Origin of the sequence: Synechocystis sp. PCC 7339 (assembly GCF_019924095.1) — a bacterium.
In the GTDB taxonomy this organism is placed as follows: domain Bacteria; phylum Cyanobacteriota; class Cyanobacteriia; order Cyanobacteriales; family Microcystaceae; genus Synechocystis.
The window spans coordinates 967,253-983,440 of sequence record NZ_CP063659.1 but is presented as its reverse complement, the minus strand read 5'-3'; the positions used below and the strand labels follow the sequence as shown (position 1 = coordinate 983,440).

Below are 16,188 nucleotides of genomic sequence, written 5' to 3'. Positions count from 1 at the left end.
TTGGGCTGAATTTAAATCAAGATGAAAGCCCAATTCACAGTAAACCACCGCCTCCGGGGGACATTGGCCAACCAGGACTCTCCCCGATCGCCAGTAATGATTTGCACAGCGGGAAATGTATAGTTAATGCGGGCCAGATCAACGGAAATTGGCCCCAATCCTGGGGAAAAATAAAAAGTTGGGCAAGCTATATTTTGCAATTGTTCAGTAATCCAAGTTGTTTTTCCGACCCCCGGCGGCCCGGCAACAGCAATTAAGGAAGGCGATCTCATAAAAAGTGTTCAAAAATATCAAGGATAGAAGAAAGGAAAAATCTAGTGGAAAGAAGGACTGTGGCGAATTAAGTTCATAAACTCATGGCGGGTTTTAGCATCATCAGCAAAAATTCCCTGCATCGAACTAGTCACTGTCCATGAACCAGGTTTTTGTACCCCTCTCATTACCATGCACATGTGGGTTGCTTCCACCACCACCGCCACCCCTTGGGGTTGTAGTAATCCCTGTAGAGCATCGGCAATCTGGGCCGTTAGGCGTTCCTGAACCTGTAGTCTTCTGCCATACATTTCACAAATACGGGCAATTTTTGAGAGGCCAATCACTTTGCCATTGGGAATATAGGCCACATGGGCCCGGCCAATAATGGGCAAAATATGATGTTCACAGGAACTAAAAAGATCAATATCCCGGACCAATACCATTTCATTTGCATTTTCACTGAAAACGGCCCCATTCAAAAGTTCGTCCAAAGACTGCTGATAACCGGAGGTCAAAAACTTCAGAGCCTTGACCACCCGCTTAGGGGTGTCCCGGAGGCCTTCCCGGTCAGGGTCTTCCCCCATGCCCAACAGCAATGTTCTAACCGCAGCCTGCATTTCAGCTTCAGATACGGGGGGGTTAGCTTGGGTGGGAAGGGCGGAAATTGTTTGGTTAGCGGTAAATTTTTGGGAAGGAATTAAAGCAGTCATGGATGATAAAAAAATAATTGGGTAAAGGTAAAATTCGGCAATTTAAGTCAAACTTGCCAAGGTTGTGAGGCTAGGATAACAAAGTTCTAATTGTTGATAAATATCCTCTTTATCCAAGTCTCGGCCGATAAAGACAATTTGATTGCCTGGGGGAGAACCATCCCACTCTTCAACTTCTAACGTGCAGCGTTTGCCGCTCAGTTGAAAAATGTATTTGCTGGGACTATCAAGAAACCAAAGTAATCCCTTGGCTCGGAAAATATTACCGGAAAGATTTTCCAGAAAATTTTGAAATTCTGCCAACAAAAAAGGACGGTGACTATAGTAAGAAATGGAAATAAAGCCATCATTATCTAAGTGGGATGAGTGGTGATGGTGGTGTTCATGGTTGTGGTGGTCATGGCCATGGTCATGATGCTCAGGATCTTCCTGATCCCGTTGGTTTTGCTCAATTTCTTCTTCAATTAACCCTTGATAAATATCTTTGTAGTTGCAACCAACATCCAAGAGTAACCCCAGGGGCACTTTCGCATTTTGACAACGGACAATGCGAGCATTTTCTTTGATTTCATTAATTTGAAATTCCAACTGATAAAGACTATCTGGGTTAACTAAATCAGATTTGTTGAGAAGAATAATATCCCCATAAATAATTTGCTTGAGCGCGGCTTCACTCTCAAAATGATCTACGGTAAATTCCGAGGCATCCACTAGGGTAATTACAGAATCTAAGTGGGTAAAGTCCCTTAGTTCTGTCCCTAAAAATGTTAACATAATCGGCAAAGGATCGGCAATTCCTGTGGTTTCAATGACCAAATAATCAATCAATTGATTTTTTTCTAGCACATTGTAAACCGCTTCCACTAAACCATCATTAATGGTGCAACAAATACAGCCATTACTAAGTTGAACCATGTCTTGATCAACGGACGTCAGTAATTGACTATCAATGTCGATATCACCAAATTCATTGACTAAAACTGCAATTTTGAGATTTTGATTATTATTCAAAATATGATTTAGTAGGGTGGTTTTGCCGCTACCTAAAAAGCCAGTGATGATGGTGACGGGCAAGCCTCTTTTCGGTAAATTAGACAAAGATGGAGTAATTAGAGGAGTCATAGCATTACAAAAAAAAATGGGAATTTGCCAATGGCGATGGTTGGTTAAGGAGACTGTAATCTAGTCAAGTGATTACCGAAAGTTTCCCTCTAGTACTGATTACTGCAAATAGAAAAAATGCTAAGTGCATGGCGACGATCGCCGGCCCGGAAGGTAGGTTAAATAGGGCAGAAAAGATCATGCCTAACACCGCCCCTGTGGCCCCTAATATGCCCGATAGAATCACATAGCTGGTAAAGGTACGACTAAATAAACGGGCGGCACAGGCGGGAATGACCACAAAGGCGCTAATTAGTAACACTCCGATCGCCTTAATGGAAGTACCCACCACCAAGGACAACAGAATGATGAAAGCCCGTCGGTGGGCCGGGGCAGAAATACCTCGAGCAATGGCCAGGGGTTCATGGAGGGTGAGCAAAATTTGGGATTGTAGGGTCAGACCCACGAACAAGATACACACCACCAGTAAGGTAGCTCCCACCATCAAGTCCTTCTGACCCATGGCTAAAATATCGCCAAACAAAATACTGTTGATGCCTCCCTTATATTGACCAACAAAGGTTAATAAAATTACCCCGATCGCCAGGGAAGAGGAATAAACAATATTGAGCAAAGCATCGGTCCAAAGGCGGGTATGTTCCAAGAGGTAATTGACCCCCAGGGCAAACACCACCGAAAAAGGCAAAAGCATTGAGGATGGAGCCATGCCCAGCAATAGGCCAAAACTGATTCCTAACAAGGCTGAATGCCCCAACGCATCACTAAAAAAAGATAACTGCCGCAAAACGGTAAAACTGCCCATCAGTCCCCCCATTAAGCCCGTGAGAATTCCTCCCAATAGGGCCCGTTGCATAAAGGGAAAATGGAATAGGTTTAGGTTCTCGGTGAAAGGCGGCATGGGGATAAGATTAGTTAGGTAATGGTTCTCGTGAAATTTCACACCGGCAGTTATTAAAAGTAATCAATGGTGATGCCGATAGCGCACAAATTCTGAGCCATATAAAGCCACCAAATTATCGGCGGAAAGGGCATAATCTGGGGCTCCCTGACAACGGAGCACTCGGTTGAGGCATAGCACCCGGTCACAGTTTTTCCGCACCATGTCCAAGTTGTGAGAAATTTGCAAAATCGCCCATCCTTGCTCCCGTTTCAGTTGATAAATTAGGCGATAAAATTCCGATTCACTATGGATGTCCAGCCCAGCGGGGGCCTCATCCAAGATCAATAGGCGGCGGGGTCGCACCACACAATAGGCCAATAATGCCCGTTTCATTTCCCCCCCAGAAAGGCGAGAGATGGGTTGGGGCCCTAGATGGAGGGCATCCACTAGATCCAAGGCCCGGTGAACCTCTAAGCGTCTTCTTTGACGGTTAGTCCAGGGCAATTTTAGACCCAGCTCGTCCCACCCCAGGGCCACCAATTCGTTGACGGTGATGGGAATCCGGCGATCGAAGAGAAAGTTTTGGGGCAGATAGGCGATCTGTTGGCGAACTTGGGGGGGGAGAGTTCCCCGGCGACCAAGGGGGTGTCCCAATACCGACACATAGCCTGCTTGTCGTGGCAAAATCCCTAAAATGGCTTGAATCAGGGTGCTTTTTCCGGCCCCATTGGGCCCCACAATGGCCGTGTCTGTCCCTTCTTCGAGGGCAAAGGAAACATCCTGCACCGCCGGGTAGGTATCTCGGTACACCGTCAGTCCTTCCACCACCAAAACTTCAGTACCCAAAGTCATCTCCTAAAACCGCACTCCGACTCTCTGGGGAACCATAGCTACAGACCGTATTGCCCCCAGGGGAAGTACTGACTGGGTTGATGTACTGGTGGATGCCCCAAAGGATGTGGCCAGATTGTTGACGTTACTGCGCATGGTGGCAAGGTAATATTCCGGGCTAACGGCTTCAGGGCCTCCAACCTCGATCGGATTAAAGATACTGACTTGAACCCCCATATCCTTGGCGATCACCTCAAAGCCATCTTCCCCGGCACTAGGCTCAGTCAGAATTGTTTTCAGGTTAGAAGCTTCCACCGTATCCATCACCCGTTTGATGTCCGCTGGGGCTGGTTTATCCGCCGGCACATCCACCATAAACTCTGCTTTGAGGTTGTAACTCTGGGCAAAGTAGGGGGCAAAATCATGGAAGGCCACAAAGGTTTTGCCGGTAAAGGGAGCCAGCTTATTAGTAATTTCCCCATCTAGGGCTTCCAGTTCGGCGATAAATTTAGCAGCGTTGGCGGTGTAAATTTCCGTCCCCTCCGGGTCTACCGCAATCATGCCGTCTCTAATGTTTTTCACCTGCTGAATGGCCCGCTTAGGATCAAGCCAAATGTGGGGATTAAATTCTCCGTGGTCATGGTGTCCAGCTTCCCCGTGGTCATGGTCGTGATTATGGTCAGTGGTTTTGTCGTGGCTATGGCCTTCCCCAGACCCATTAGAAATGGTGGCAATGCCGCCGCTAGAGTCGATTACGGTCAGGTTCGGATTCTCAGCATTGGCGATTAAGCCCTCTAAAAAGGACTCCATTTCTAAGCCATTTTTTACCAAAACCCTAGAGTTAGCCAAATTCTTGACATCGGCGGGACTGGCCTGAAAATCATGGGGATCCACGTTGGTGGGCATCAAAGGAATTACCTCGGCCCGATCGCCGACCACCGCATTAGTAAATTGGGTAATGGGCAAAATTGTCGTCATCAAGGTTAAATCCGTGGCCGGGGATTCCGCTGTGGGACTGTCGGTTTCCCTAACGGCCGGTTCGCAACCACTAACGGCGATCGCCAGGGAAGCAGTAACCAATAGGGCAGTTTTGCGAATGGGAAAAAGTTGAGTCATAACGGATATCAAAGGTAATTGTTCAAGGAAAAAAAACCCAGTTATCGGGCCAACATCCTGGCCACATCCTTGGCAAAATAGGTCAGAATTAAGTCTGTCCCCGCTCGTTTCATGCTGATGAGGGTTTCCCGCACTACCTTTTCTTCGTCGATCCAACCCCTGGCGGCCGCTGCTTTGACCATGGCATACTCTCCGCTGACGTTGTAGGCTACTACTGGTAAATTAGTATGGAATCTGATGCGGCAAATAATATCCAAATAGGCCAAGGCAGGTTTAACCATTACCATATCCGCCCCTTCCCGAATATCTAAATCCACTTCTTTCAGAGCTTCCCTGCCATTGGCGTTATCCATTTGATAGGTTTTTTTGTCCCCAAATTGGGGGGCAGAATCCAGGGCATCCCGGAAGGGACCGTAGTAGGCGGAAGCATATTTGGCGGAGTAGGCTAGGATCCCGACGTTGATCCAACCTTCCTTATCTAGGGCCCGGCGGATTGCTCCGATGCGGCCGTCCATCATATCGGAGGGGGCAACAAAATCGGCTCCGGCTTCCGCTTGCATTAGGGCCTGTTTAACTAAAACCGCGACGGTTTCATCGTTGAGAATTTGACCGTTATCCACAATACCGTCATGACCCTCACTGCTGTAGGGGTCAAGGGCTACGTCGGTAATTACAAGAATGTCTGGGCAGGCTTCCTTGATGGCCCGGATTGCCCGGGGAATTAATCCCTGGGGATTGTAGCTTTCGGTGCCGCCATTGTCCTTTTTGTGATCTTCAATCAGGGGGAATAAGGCGATCGCCCCGATGCCCAATTGCCAAACGGTATGGATTTCCGCCAATAGCCGGTCTAGGGAGTAGCGGTAACAGCCAGGCATGGAGGGCACTTCCTGTTCTAAGTTCTGCCCTTCCGTCACAAAGAGGGGATAAATTAGATCCTCCACCCCTAGGGTATTTTCCCGTACCAGACGCCTTAGGGTGGCGGTCCGTCGTAATCGCCTCGGTCTTTGGGGGATAGACAAAGGGACAGGGGATTCCACCGAAGGAGCCTGAACCGGCATGGCAATGGCTGGGACACTGAGAGTCATGGGTAGCAGAAATGATAATGATTATCATTTTGATAATACCGCAGTCATTCTTAAAAAGGAACCCAGGTTGATTGCTCCCTCGATAAAGCCCTGAATTGGAAGGGGTTTGAACCCCAAGTTTTTCCCTATTTACCCAGGGATAACTTGGTGATCGCCGTCCTCCGGGTTTCCTTCAATCTAGCCATTGGTGCGGCACATTGACGTAGGTCTTGTTGAGCAAATCCAACTCAATAGTTTTGCCAGATTGTTTGAACAATGACTCTTGTGCCACATCTAAACGAAGCTACAACTTAATGCCCAAAACCTGGGTATGGGCCCCCCGAGCCTGGGTCACCCCAATGGTACGTTCCGCCGCTTCAATCATGGGACGACGGAGACTCACCACAATAAATTGGGCTTGTTGGGCCTGTTTGCGGACCATTTTGGACAGTTTTTCCACATTGGCACCATCCAAAAACATATCCACCTCATCAAAGCCGTAAAAGGGAGAAGGGCGGTAGCGTTGGAGGGCAAAAATAAAACTCAGCGCGGTTAATGATTTTTCCCCACCGGACATGGAGCTGAGGCGACGCACCGGTTTACCTTTTGGGTGGGCCACTAGGTTCAAGCCACCGTTAAAAGGATCCTCCGCATCGTCTAACTGCAAATAGCCATCCCCGTCGGACAACTCGGCAAAAATAATTTGAAAGTTTTTATTGACTGCATCAAAAGCATCTTGGAAAGAACGACGACGCAGGGTGGTAAAGTTCTCAATTCTGAGCAGCAACTCAGTCCGTTCCCCCGCAATGGTTTGCAACTTTTCTGACAATTCCCCTAGGCGGGCTTCGGTTTTTTCATACTCTTGTAAAGCCAGCATGTTCACTGGTTCCATAGCTTCCAAACGCTTTTGTCCGTTGCGAATGGAACGCTGTAATTCCTCCAAAATATTGGCAAAATCCAAACTTGCTTCGTCCCGGTCCTGGAGTAGGGGAATTTCCGGCCAGGGATCGGGTAAATCCTGTTCTAATTCTCCCAATTGATTTTGTAATTGAGTTAAGTTTTCCTGATATTCCTGTTGATTAGTTTGTAACTTTTCCCACTGCCATTGCTGTTCTTGCTGTTGACTACGGAGTTGATTAAGTTGGGTTTCTAACTGGTCTCTTTCTTGCTTAGTACTACCCAATTTTTCCGATAGTTTAGCCAACTGGACTTCCGTGGTTTGGATGGCTGTGTTCATTTCCGCCAAAGCTATTTTTAACTGCTCCTGTTCCTGGGCCAGGGTTTGATCCTGGGCTTGGTGTTGGGCAATTTTTTCCTGGGCTTGGCTAATTTTTTCCTCTAGGCGTTGGCTACTGTTATGTAAATCTTTGAGGTGGTCTTCCCCCTGGCGTAACGCTTGCAGTTGCCTTTGATACTCCGCTTCCACCGTGCGAATTTGGCCCTGGATAGTTTGCCATTGTTGATGGGTTTGGGAAGTTTCCAAAGCAGCCAACTGTTGCTGAGCGGAGGTTAGCTGTTGTTCTAAGGGCGGCAAAGATTGCTGCAACAAAGCTAAATTGCGTTGCAATTCTGCTAGCTTTTGCTGTTGATTAATTTGTTGTTGATTAATTTCTGTTTGCTGTTGGCTAAGGCGAGTAATGTCCCGTTCCGTTTGCTCGCCGTGGAGTTGTACTTCCCTTTGTTGTTGGCGCATTTCCAGCAGTTGTTGGCTTAATTGCTTACTGCAAACGGTTCTTTCTAGTAATAATTCTTCGTTACGACCCTGGATCTGGTGAATGTCCTGCAACCGTTGACGTAACTGTTTGACTTCTGCCGTATCTTCACTAACCATGGTGCCAAACCGTAGCCCTGAGCGTTGATTACGGCTGCCGCCACTCATGGCCCCGCTGGCTTCTAGTAAATCCCCCTCCAGCGTGACAATGCGATGTTTACCGAGGTGGTTACGGGCGTTAACCAGGGTGTCAAAAACCAATGTGTTGCCAAAAACAAAGGCGAAAATGTCTGCGTAACGGTGATCGCCATCGATTAAATTCACGGCCAGGTCAATGTAACCATGGGCATAACTAAGATTGGGATTTTGACCACGGGGAGGACGAATTTTATTGAGGGGTAAAAAGGTAGCCCTGCCGGCCTTAGCCTGTTTGAGGATTTCTATGCCCGCCGCCGCCACGCCATCGTCTTCCACCACCAAAAAACCCAAACGTCCTCCCGCCGCAATTTCCAGCGCTAGCTGATACTGGGGCTCCACCTGACCCAGTTGGGCCACTAGACCGCAGACTCCAGGCAAATCCGACTGCAAAATCACCTTGGTGGCGTAAGTCCCCTGCACTTCCTGCTGAGCTTGGCTGGCCGCTTCTAATTTGTCCAATTGCCGTTGTTTTTCCTGTTGTTCTTTGAGCAAGCGGGCTTGGGTTTCCTGGAGCAAACTCCGTTCCTGTTCTAGTTGAGCCAAATCGCTGGCTAGGGTTTGAATTTGGCTGGTTAAGGCTTCCCCTTCGGAGTTGAACTGCCCTTGGGCAACGTGTTTTTCCGCCAATTCCCCAGAAACTTTGGCCAACAGAGGGGTCAACTCGGCCAAATTAGTCAGCAATTGTTGTTGGCGTTCTTCAAACTGGGCCAACTGACTGCGCTGGGGAATTAGTTCGTCTTGTAATTGGTTGACAGTGCGGCTGAGCTGGGTTTGTTCCTGCACCCAAGCTTCCGAAGCGGAGGCGATCGCCTGGGATTGGTGCCGGAGTTGGTCTAACTGTTGCTGACTTGCTTGCACAGCGGCTTCCAGTTGGGGCAAGGTTTGGGTGTTATGGAAGGATTTTTCCTGCTGAATTTGCAAAAATTGCTGTTGGCTCTGGCTAATTTCCGCTTGAATTTTCCCCACCTGCTGTTGATGATCGGTGATTTGACGATCGCCGTCGTTGTAGCGTTGCTGCAATTGATCCCGTTGGGCCTTTTGGGTAGCTAACTGGGCCGCCACGGCCAATTGTTCATCTTCCCCCAGGGCCTTGACCTGGGCATTGAGTTTTTCTAGTTCTGTTTGCTGGGTTTGAATGGCTTGACTACGTTGCTCCAGGGCTTGCTGAATTTGAGTAGATTTTTGTTGATCCTGCTCTAATTGCCCCAATAATTTTTGCCGTTGTTGCTCCACCGCCTTGTACTGAATAACCTTGGCCCAGCTTTGTTTTTCCTGCACCTGTTGCCGCAGAGCCTGATATTTTTCCGCCTTCTGGCGATCGGCAGCTAACCGCTCCAAGGTACGCTCCAATTCCGTCGCAATAATTTGACAGCGTTCCTCCCGGTCCTGCACCTCCCCTAAAGTCTCCTTAGTTTTGACAATTTTGCGGTCGAATTCTGCTACCCCCGCCAACTCATCAATAATTTCCCGGCGCTCCTTCGAGTTCATGGTGATAATGCGGGTCACATCCCCCTGGAGGACAATGTTGTAACCTTCGGGGTAAATGCGTAGTTCATTCAACTGTTCATGGAGTTCCGCCACGGTGGCCGGCTCCCCATTGATGTAATAGTTGGAGGAATAATTACCTCCTTTGGTCACCTTCAGGCGGCGGGTAACAGTCCACTCCTTGGAAATTTTCGCTCCGTTACCGTTGCTATTATTGTCGGACTCTTGCTCGGATAATTCTTCCCCATCATTTAGCTCAAATGTAACCGACACACTGGCTTCGGAACTGCCCCGCTTCCCCTTGAAGGTGTTATTGACCAGATCCGGCAGTCGTTCAGCCCGCATGCCCTTGGAAGTGGCTAACCCCAGACAAAATAGCAACGCATCGAGGATATTTGACTTGCCCGAACCATTGGGCCCAGACACCACCGTAAAACCCGGCAAAAAAGGAATGGCAGTGGTTCCCCCAAAGGACTTGAAATGGGATAGTTCGATGCGCTTGACATAAACCATGGAGGCTGGGGACGGGGTAATGCAGGCCCTTCCAATCCTGACAGTGGCAAGGCCCAACGGCTCAATATATGCCCAATATACGACGCTTGGCGATCGCCGTTCGACGGAAATTGCCCACGGACTAATTCAGAGGGAGGGCTTTGGTAAGGGCATTGTGCACTGGACGAAGATATATGGGGGGCAAGTTTCCCAATTTGCAGTCAAATAAATATGGTTTCGGCACTGCCCCTAAAACAATTGCCAATCCGTAGACCCCAACTGTTGCAAATTCTCTAACCGACGTTTGAAGTAACTGCTGTGGAGCCGACTGTAATCCGATAACTTCAGGGTTTGCACATGAATCGCCCAAGACCAAATGAAAGCCGTTTGGGTTAAGGCTTGCAGAGAATTTTCCTCCAGCATAGTCAGGGGCGCAATGGAGTTATAACCGCTTAAAAAAGCATCCCGAATGGTGCGTCCCAGGCCTGATTGCATGGAAACCTGGAGAAACTTAGCAATGTCGAAGGCTCGCCAACCCATGCCACACTGGTCAAAATCAAATAGCATCATCTGATCTTCAGCAGTAAAATGGACATTGCCGCTGTGGGGGTCTCCCCAACAAATCGTCCAATAGGGAGCGTGAGTGGGAATGGACGTGAGTTGGGTTTTAATCGCCATGGAAATGTCGATCAGACAACGCCACTCCTCCAGCCGGTGGTGTAGGAAAGGGGCAATGGTATGGAGGGAGTCGTCCAGTAAATAGCTGAGGGTAAGGGGAGGACGGTGGGCAGAAGGCTTGAACCGTTGGGCTGTTTGGTGCAGTTGGGCTAACATTTCCCCCAACAAAAACCCCTGGGTTTTGCTCAAATCACCGATCGCCACACCACCGGGGGCATAGGGAAATAAACTGGCATAGCGTTTGCCTTCCGGGGCATTAATTTCCAAGGCATAACCCCCGTCCCGATGTCTGAGGGGGGCGGCCACCGGCACTTCCCGGTCTGCTAAAAAATTGAGCAACTCCAACTCAAACTGAATTTCACTTTCCGTGCGCCAATGTTGGTGGGAAATGCGCAAAATATAATCGTCCGCTAGGGTCTCTACCAAATACACATCGCTCAAACCCCGGTGCCAAAACCGACAACCCTTGGGTACTTCAATGTCGTAATGCTTAAACACCAAATTTGTCAGGGCATGGGGAGCCAAGGTGGAATAAACACTGGGGAAGGCATCTTCCTCCACTGTTGATTTCGGAGTCGGATTGGGGGCCGGAAAATCCACCACTGGATTAATGTCTGGCAGGGCAGAAAGGGAACGGAGTAGTTGCAGAGGGGGCATGGAGATAAGGGGAGTGGTGAGGACGCAAAGCAGTCTCCTCTAGCTTAGGAAGGGAAGGAAAGGGGCTCCGTATTCTAAGCTACACTTCAGTTAGAGTTTGATTTAAGTGTTTGATGACCGCATAGTTGCCCAGGGGAAAATCATGGCCAATCGTACCCAAAGTCGTTACACCGATGTCCAAATTGCCACTTGGTTGAGGGGACTGCTGACCATTGCTTGGAGTGATGGTGATTTTAGTGAATCGGAGCAACAAATGATTGCTGGCCTCACCCAGGAGATGGGTTTTGGACACAAAGAAGATGAGGTTTTATTCAAGACCATTACCCCGGCGGAATTATTGGAGGGCCTGGGCAACGACAAAGAAACGGCGGAAAATTTCCTCCGCACAGCGGTGTTGGTGGCGATCGCCGACGGACTTTATTCTCCGGTGGAAGGACAACTATTACGGGAATTTAGTCAAGCCCTGGGGATAAAAATTGACGCTTTGGAGTCATTGGAACATACCATCTGTGATCCCAACGGCGATCGAACCGAAATGGAGGAACATCCCCATCCCGATTTACTTCACCCCGTCAAGGATTGGCTGGACGCCATGGCCATTCAGGATCCTCGTTTGGCCCATTTCATTTGTCATCTGGTGCCCCCCCAATGTCCCTTCGAGCGGGATGTTAAACTATTTGGGCGCAAAATTGTTCATATTCCCCCCCTGTGTAAACTTAATCCCCTCTACGAACAGTTAATTGGTTTAAGGTTTCGGGCCCTCTCCTACCTGGCCGATGACTGCCAAGAGGACATCACCCCCTATATTTGAATCCTATTTCGTTTCTTTTAGGTCGAATTGTTGGAAATTTTCGGAATTTTTCCCTTGTAGGCTGATCAATTTCGTCTATTTCCCTCCAAATAGTTGCGCTTAAAAATTAATGACGTTTAAAAGTTAACCATCTCCCCAACCTATGGAAGTGCAATTTCGGGAAGTAAATCCCTTTGATTTTTGGATCTGGCTAGAATTCGAGACCAATCCTGCCCCAGCGGAGCAACAATATGTGGAAGAGCTATTTGCTTCCTGGTTTTACCTAGGTAAACTAGGGGGTTTTAATGCGGAAAACCTCCAGGTACAGGATACAGGTATTGACCTGAGTTATTTGGACTATGACAGTGCCAATCTTTCTAGCTCCATGATGGCCCCCATGCACAACATGGCTGAGTTCCAGTACCAAGACCATTGGGGCCGTTGCTGGTTCGATTTGGGCACTAGCGACCTCATTGCCCTGGATGTGTTGATCAATGCACTGTACCAGCTTTCCCTCGATTACGTACCCATCCGCCGTTTAATTGTGGGGGGCGTGAACGAAGATTGGCCCGTTGGCGATCGCCAGGATGACCGATTCGATCAGTTCGAAGATTTTGACCGCAATTAGGTTCTCTGTGTCTCCACCATTTTCCCCTATGTATCCATCCTCGTTCCCGGGAGTAAAATCCGGCCTTCTTCTATTCTGGGTAATGGTTCTCCCTACCCTAATTAGTGGGGGTCTGAATATTCATCCTGTGCAGGCTCAGGGGACTCCCTACATCCCTCCGCCCATTACCCCGGAGCCCCTCAGCCCCAGCGAAAATCCCTTTGACCCCAGCCTTTTTCCCAAGGATCCCCTGATTCCTTCTGGGGAAACCCTCACTCCCCTGCAACGGCGACGACTAATCGAAGCCTTAGATGCCTTGGAAGCGGAAGCTCTGGTGTTGGATCAAGCAGGACAGGGAGACCAGGCCTTTGTGGTGCGCTACCGCAGTTTACGGGGGCGACAACGGTTGGGGGACTTGGCTGAGGTTGAGGCCCTGGGACGCATCGGGGCGATCGCCTGGGAGCAAGGGCGCAGTCAAGATGTAATGACCATCAGTCAGCGTTTGGAAGATTTACAACTTTCCCTCACTAGGGACAAGGCCATGAGCCCGGAACTGTTAACGGCCTTTGCCAAAGCCTATGGCCAGCTTCACAGTCTAGATTCGGCGATCGCCGTTTATCAGCAAATGCGTCGGGAAGCTCAACAACAGGGGGATTACCGTCGGGAAAACCAGGCCCTCTCGATGTTGGGTGAATTGTATCTGGCCAAATTTAACTATCCCGCCGCCGCTGAAGTGTATGAAACCCTTTTAGCCAGGGCCACCAACGCCCGCAACAGCTATTACGAAGGCATTTATTTACAAAAATTGGGGGAAATCTACAAACAGTCTGCCCAGCCCGACAATGCCATTCGCATCAAAGAGCAACTGGTGCAAAGAAGATTGCAGGACGGTAAGCCAGAATTGGTGCCCGACATCCAGATTGCCATTGGCGATCATTATTTAGAACTAGAACAGGCGGAAAATGCCAGCCAAGCCTATCAAAAGGCCTACACCCTGGCTTGGTCGATTAAACAATTGAGCACAGCGGCGATCGCCTTGGATAAGCTGGGGGATTTGTACCTGTTCAGTGAACAGGCCAACTATGCCTTGGAAATTTATAAACAACTTTTGCAGGTACAGCAGCAATCCTATAACTATTACGGCATGATGATTACCTACGAAAAAATTGCCCAACTTTATATCGATGCCCAACAGCCCAGTGCAGCGTTAACCGCCTATCAACAAGCGTTATCTCTAGCCCGTTCCCTTAAATACAGCACAAAAGAAAACAATATTCTTAATCAAATACAAACTATTTCTGGGGGCACTGGGTCATAGATTTTATTCACAAATTTTTGATTAGCCATGGCGAATTCTGAACAGGCCTATTGGTTAGCCTGGAGTCAGGTTAAGGGAGTGGGGCCAGTGTTGCTCAAGCGGCTGGCTCAACACTTTGAATTATTGGAAAATGCCTGGAAGGCCAGACCGATCGCCCTGGGAGAAGTGGAGGGTTTTGGCCACAAACTGATTGAGAAAATCGTCGGGCAAAGGAATCATCTCAATCCGTTGCAATTTTTAGAAGAACACCAACAAAAAAATCCCCAGTTTCTCACCCCCAATGACCCAGAATATCCCCGCTTACTTTGGGAAATCCCCAGTCCCCCTCCGGTGTTGTATTATCTGGGGCGTCTTGACTACCGGGAAAGTCAAGGACAAATTCCCGGAGTAGGCATTGTGGGCACCCGTTACCCCACCGACCACGGGAGCCGTTGGACAAGGAAAATTAGCCAAGCCCTGGTCAAATCTGGTTTCACCATTGTTTCTGGTTTAGCCGCTGGCATTGACGCTGACGCCCACAGCAGTTGTTTACGGGTGAACGGAAGGACGATCGCCGTTTTAGGCACTGGCTTAGATTTGATTTATCCTCCCCAAAATCGGCAATTGTTTGAGCAAATCGCCGCCGAAGGATTGATTTTGAGTGAATATCCCGTGGGCAGTAAACCAGAACGGGGTAATTTTCCTGCTCGAAATCGCATCATTGCCGGTCTGAGCAGGGCCGTGTTGGTAATGGAGGCTCCCCCCAAATCCGGGGCCTTAATCACCGCCAAGTATGCCAATGAATTTAACCGGGACGTGTTTAGCCTACCCAATTCCCCTGATGTCCAAGAAGCCCACGGTTGCTTAAATCTCATCCACAACGGAGCAGAGGTGATTCTGTCGGAAAATCAATTGCTAGCCAGCTTGGGGGCGATACCTTTACTGGATCAAGGGCAAGAACAAAAAATTCTTCCAGGCGATCGCCAAACTGGTTATCTGCATCCAACCAATTCAACCGCTTCGACGGTTCCTAATGCCAGCACCAGAGCAAAGGCGAAACAAACTTTGACTGAACCACCGGATGACTTGGAACCAACTTTAAAAAAGATCCTGTCTGCAGTGGAGCAAGAACCGACAGCCTTGGATCAAATTGTTGCCGTCACAGCCTTGGCCATTGGGGATGTTTCCGCTGGATTACTCCAATTGGAAATTCTTGGTTTAGTCAGCCAGGAACCCGGCATGCGCTACCAAAGACAGTGACATCCCCATTAAACAAACTAATCCACCGTTACTGCCGTTCCCGTTGCCGTAATCAATAACAATGCTCCCCGGTCGTCAATATTGATGGTTCCAGTATTTACTGCCACCCCAATTACCCCATTGGCTCCCAATTTTTTGGCCCGTTCAGTCAATTCGGCGATCGCCTCCCGGTGGCCTTTTTCAAAAATTTGTTCGTAGCTACCGGTTCTACCGCCAATTAAATCCCGAATGCCTGCAAAAAAATCCCGCAAAGCATTGGTGCCATATACCACTTCGGCGGTGACAATGCCGTGGTAGCGAGCAATGGTGCGGCCTTGAACAATATCCGTTGTGGAAGTCAGCATAGTTTTAAGATTCTGTTTTAATAATTTTTAACCTCAAGGTTTATTAATGCTACCACCTCTAAAAATCCAAGAAATGCCCACAGTAATTAGGATTGGAAAATTTCGTTTTCATTTTTACTCAGACGAGGGATTGGAACCGGCACACATTCATGTTCGTTCTCCTGATGGTGAATGTAAATTCTGGCTTGAACCAACAATACTGCTATCTTCTAACCATGGCATTCCTGTGCGTGAGTTGCGTAAAGTAGAGAAATTAGTTTATGAAAATCATCATTTTTTGAGGAACGCTTACTATGAATTCCATCACCGTTGACTCCAAAATTGTTATTGAACCCACTGCGGTTAGAGCATGGGCGAAGAAACGAATGATATACGTTGAACTCAGTGATGGACGGATCTTTGGCTTTCCTGGCGATCGCTTCCGTATCCTTAAAGAAGCTACAAATGAACAACTGTCAAAGGTCAAAGTTGAAGTGAATGGTTATGCCCTCCGCTGGGAAGAGTTAGATGAGGATATTACTGTCCCTGGAGTAGTGGCCGGCCATTTTCAGTTGCCTTTGACCTAAGACGATCGCCTTGCCCTAGCCTAACTGGCCGGATCTTGGGCGTCAGGTCAGTAGTTTTTGCCCCAATTCCAATCCTTTCCTGACAATTTTGCGTTTTCTAACAATTCGTCCAAATTCTGTATCTG

General features: G+C 48.6%; 16 protein-coding genes and 1 pseudogene. 7 read left to right on the top strand and 10 right to left on the bottom strand.

What is annotated here, in order from left to right; genetic code table 11:
• Nucleotides 1-11: 11 nt before the first annotated feature.
• From IQE94_RS04570 to smc, 8 genes and pseudogenes are all read right to left on the bottom strand, one after another.
• On the bottom strand, nt 12-272 hold the full coding sequence (locus tag IQE94_RS04570) for a hypothetical protein (RefSeq protein WP_223342796.1): 261 nt from the start codon (nt 270-272) through the stop codon (nt 12-14).
• A 42-nt stretch (nt 273-314) separates the two neighbouring features.
• A pseudogene (folE, locus tag IQE94_RS04565) lies at nt 315-887 on the bottom strand (GTP cyclohydrolase I FolE); the annotation flags it as partial.
• A gap of 120 nt (nt 888-1,007) precedes the next feature.
• On the bottom strand, nt 1,008-2,087 hold the full coding sequence (locus IQE94_RS04560) for a GTP-binding protein (protein WP_223342795.1): 1,080 nt from the start codon (nt 2,085-2,087) through the stop codon (nt 1,008-1,010).
• Between the two features lie 64 nt (nt 2,088-2,151).
• Nucleotides 2,152-3,027, bottom strand: a complete 876-nt coding sequence (locus IQE94_RS04555) for a metal ABC transporter permease (RefSeq protein ID WP_370630509.1) — start codon at nt 3,025-3,027, stop codon at nt 2,152-2,154.
• Nucleotides 3,028-3,048: 21 nt separating this feature from the next.
• A complete protein-coding gene (locus IQE94_RS04550) occupies nt 3,049-3,819 on the bottom strand; it encodes a metal ABC transporter ATP-binding protein (RefSeq protein ID WP_370630508.1) in 771 nt (256 codons plus the stop codon).
• A 3-nt stretch (nt 3,820-3,822) separates the two neighbouring features.
• On the bottom strand, nt 3,823-4,914 hold the full coding sequence (locus IQE94_RS04545) for a metal ABC transporter solute-binding protein, Zn/Mn family (RefSeq protein WP_223342793.1): 1,092 nt from the start codon (nt 4,912-4,914) through the stop codon (nt 3,823-3,825).
• 41 nt (nt 4,915-4,955) lie between these two features.
• The gene (hemB, locus tag IQE94_RS04540; protein WP_223343194.1) at nt 4,956-5,972 is read right to left on the bottom strand and encodes a porphobilinogen synthase; all 1,017 of its coding nucleotides are present in this window, start codon (nt 5,970-5,972) and stop codon (nt 4,956-4,958) included.
• A gap of 310 nt (nt 5,973-6,282) precedes the next feature.
• Entirely contained in the window at nt 6,283-9,885 is a 3,603-nt protein-coding gene (gene smc, locus IQE94_RS04535; RefSeq protein WP_223342792.1) for a chromosome segregation protein SMC, read from the bottom strand.
• 19 nt (nt 9,886-9,904) lie between these two features.
• Here smc and IQE94_RS04530 point away from each other — a divergent pair, with 19 nt between their 5' ends.
• Nucleotides 9,905-10,093 carry a hypothetical protein gene (locus tag IQE94_RS04530; protein ID WP_223342791.1) on the top strand — a complete coding sequence of 63 codons (189 nt, stop codon included), beginning with the start codon at nt 9,905-9,907 and terminating at the stop codon, nt 10,091-10,093.
• Nucleotides 10,094-10,113: 20 nt separating this feature from the next.
• Here the strand turns inward: IQE94_RS04530 and IQE94_RS04525 are convergent, their stop codons facing one another.
• Nucleotides 10,114-11,199, bottom strand: a complete 1,086-nt coding sequence (locus IQE94_RS04525) for a phosphotransferase (protein ID WP_212716438.1) — start codon at nt 11,197-11,199, stop codon at nt 10,114-10,116.
• A 142-nt stretch (nt 11,200-11,341) separates the two neighbouring features.
• Here IQE94_RS04525 and IQE94_RS04520 point away from each other — a divergent pair, with 142 nt between their 5' ends.
• The 4 genes from IQE94_RS04520 (at nt 11,342) to dprA (ending at nt 15,153) form a co-directional block, all read left to right on the top strand.
• A complete protein-coding gene (locus tag IQE94_RS04520) occupies nt 11,342-12,010 on the top strand; it encodes a Mo-dependent nitrogenase C-terminal domain-containing protein (RefSeq protein WP_212716436.1) in 669 nt (222 codons plus the stop codon).
• A 142-nt stretch (nt 12,011-12,152) separates the two neighbouring features.
• Nucleotides 12,153-12,617 (top strand): DUF3531 family protein, encoded by a 465-nt coding sequence (locus tag IQE94_RS04515; protein ID WP_212716434.1) that lies wholly within the window; start codon nt 12,153-12,155, stop codon nt 12,615-12,617.
• A gap of 82 nt (nt 12,618-12,699) precedes the next feature.
• Complete coding sequence (locus IQE94_RS04510) at nt 12,700-13,914, top strand: lipopolysaccharide assembly protein LapB (protein WP_223342790.1); 1,215 nt, start codon at nt 12,700-12,702, stop codon at nt 13,912-13,914.
• A gap of 27 nt (nt 13,915-13,941) precedes the next feature.
• Nucleotides 13,942-15,153, top strand: a complete 1,212-nt coding sequence (dprA, locus tag IQE94_RS04505; RefSeq protein ID WP_212716430.1) for a DNA-processing protein DprA — start codon at nt 13,942-13,944, stop codon at nt 15,151-15,153.
• Between the two features lie 17 nt (nt 15,154-15,170).
• Here dprA and IQE94_RS04500 read toward each other — a convergent pair whose 3' ends face one another.
• Nucleotides 15,171-15,497, bottom strand: coding sequence for a YbjQ family protein (locus IQE94_RS04500; protein WP_212716428.1), 327 nt, complete (start codon nt 15,495-15,497; stop codon nt 15,171-15,173).
• A 46-nt stretch (nt 15,498-15,543) separates the two neighbouring features.
• On the opposite strand from IQE94_RS04500, the gene IQE94_RS04495 reads away from it, so the two are divergent.
• Both IQE94_RS04495 and IQE94_RS04490 read left to right on the top strand, forming a co-directional pair.
• On the top strand, nt 15,544-15,810 hold the full coding sequence (locus IQE94_RS04495; protein ID WP_370630507.1) for a DUF4160 domain-containing protein: 267 nt from the start codon (nt 15,544-15,546) through the stop codon (nt 15,808-15,810).
• Complete coding sequence (locus IQE94_RS04490) at nt 15,791-16,063, top strand: DUF2442 domain-containing protein (protein ID WP_212716426.1); 273 nt, start codon at nt 15,791-15,793, stop codon at nt 16,061-16,063. Before IQE94_RS04495 ends, IQE94_RS04490 begins: the two co-directional genes overlap by 20 nt.
• The last annotated feature ends 125 nt before the right edge of the window (nt 16,064-16,188 follow it).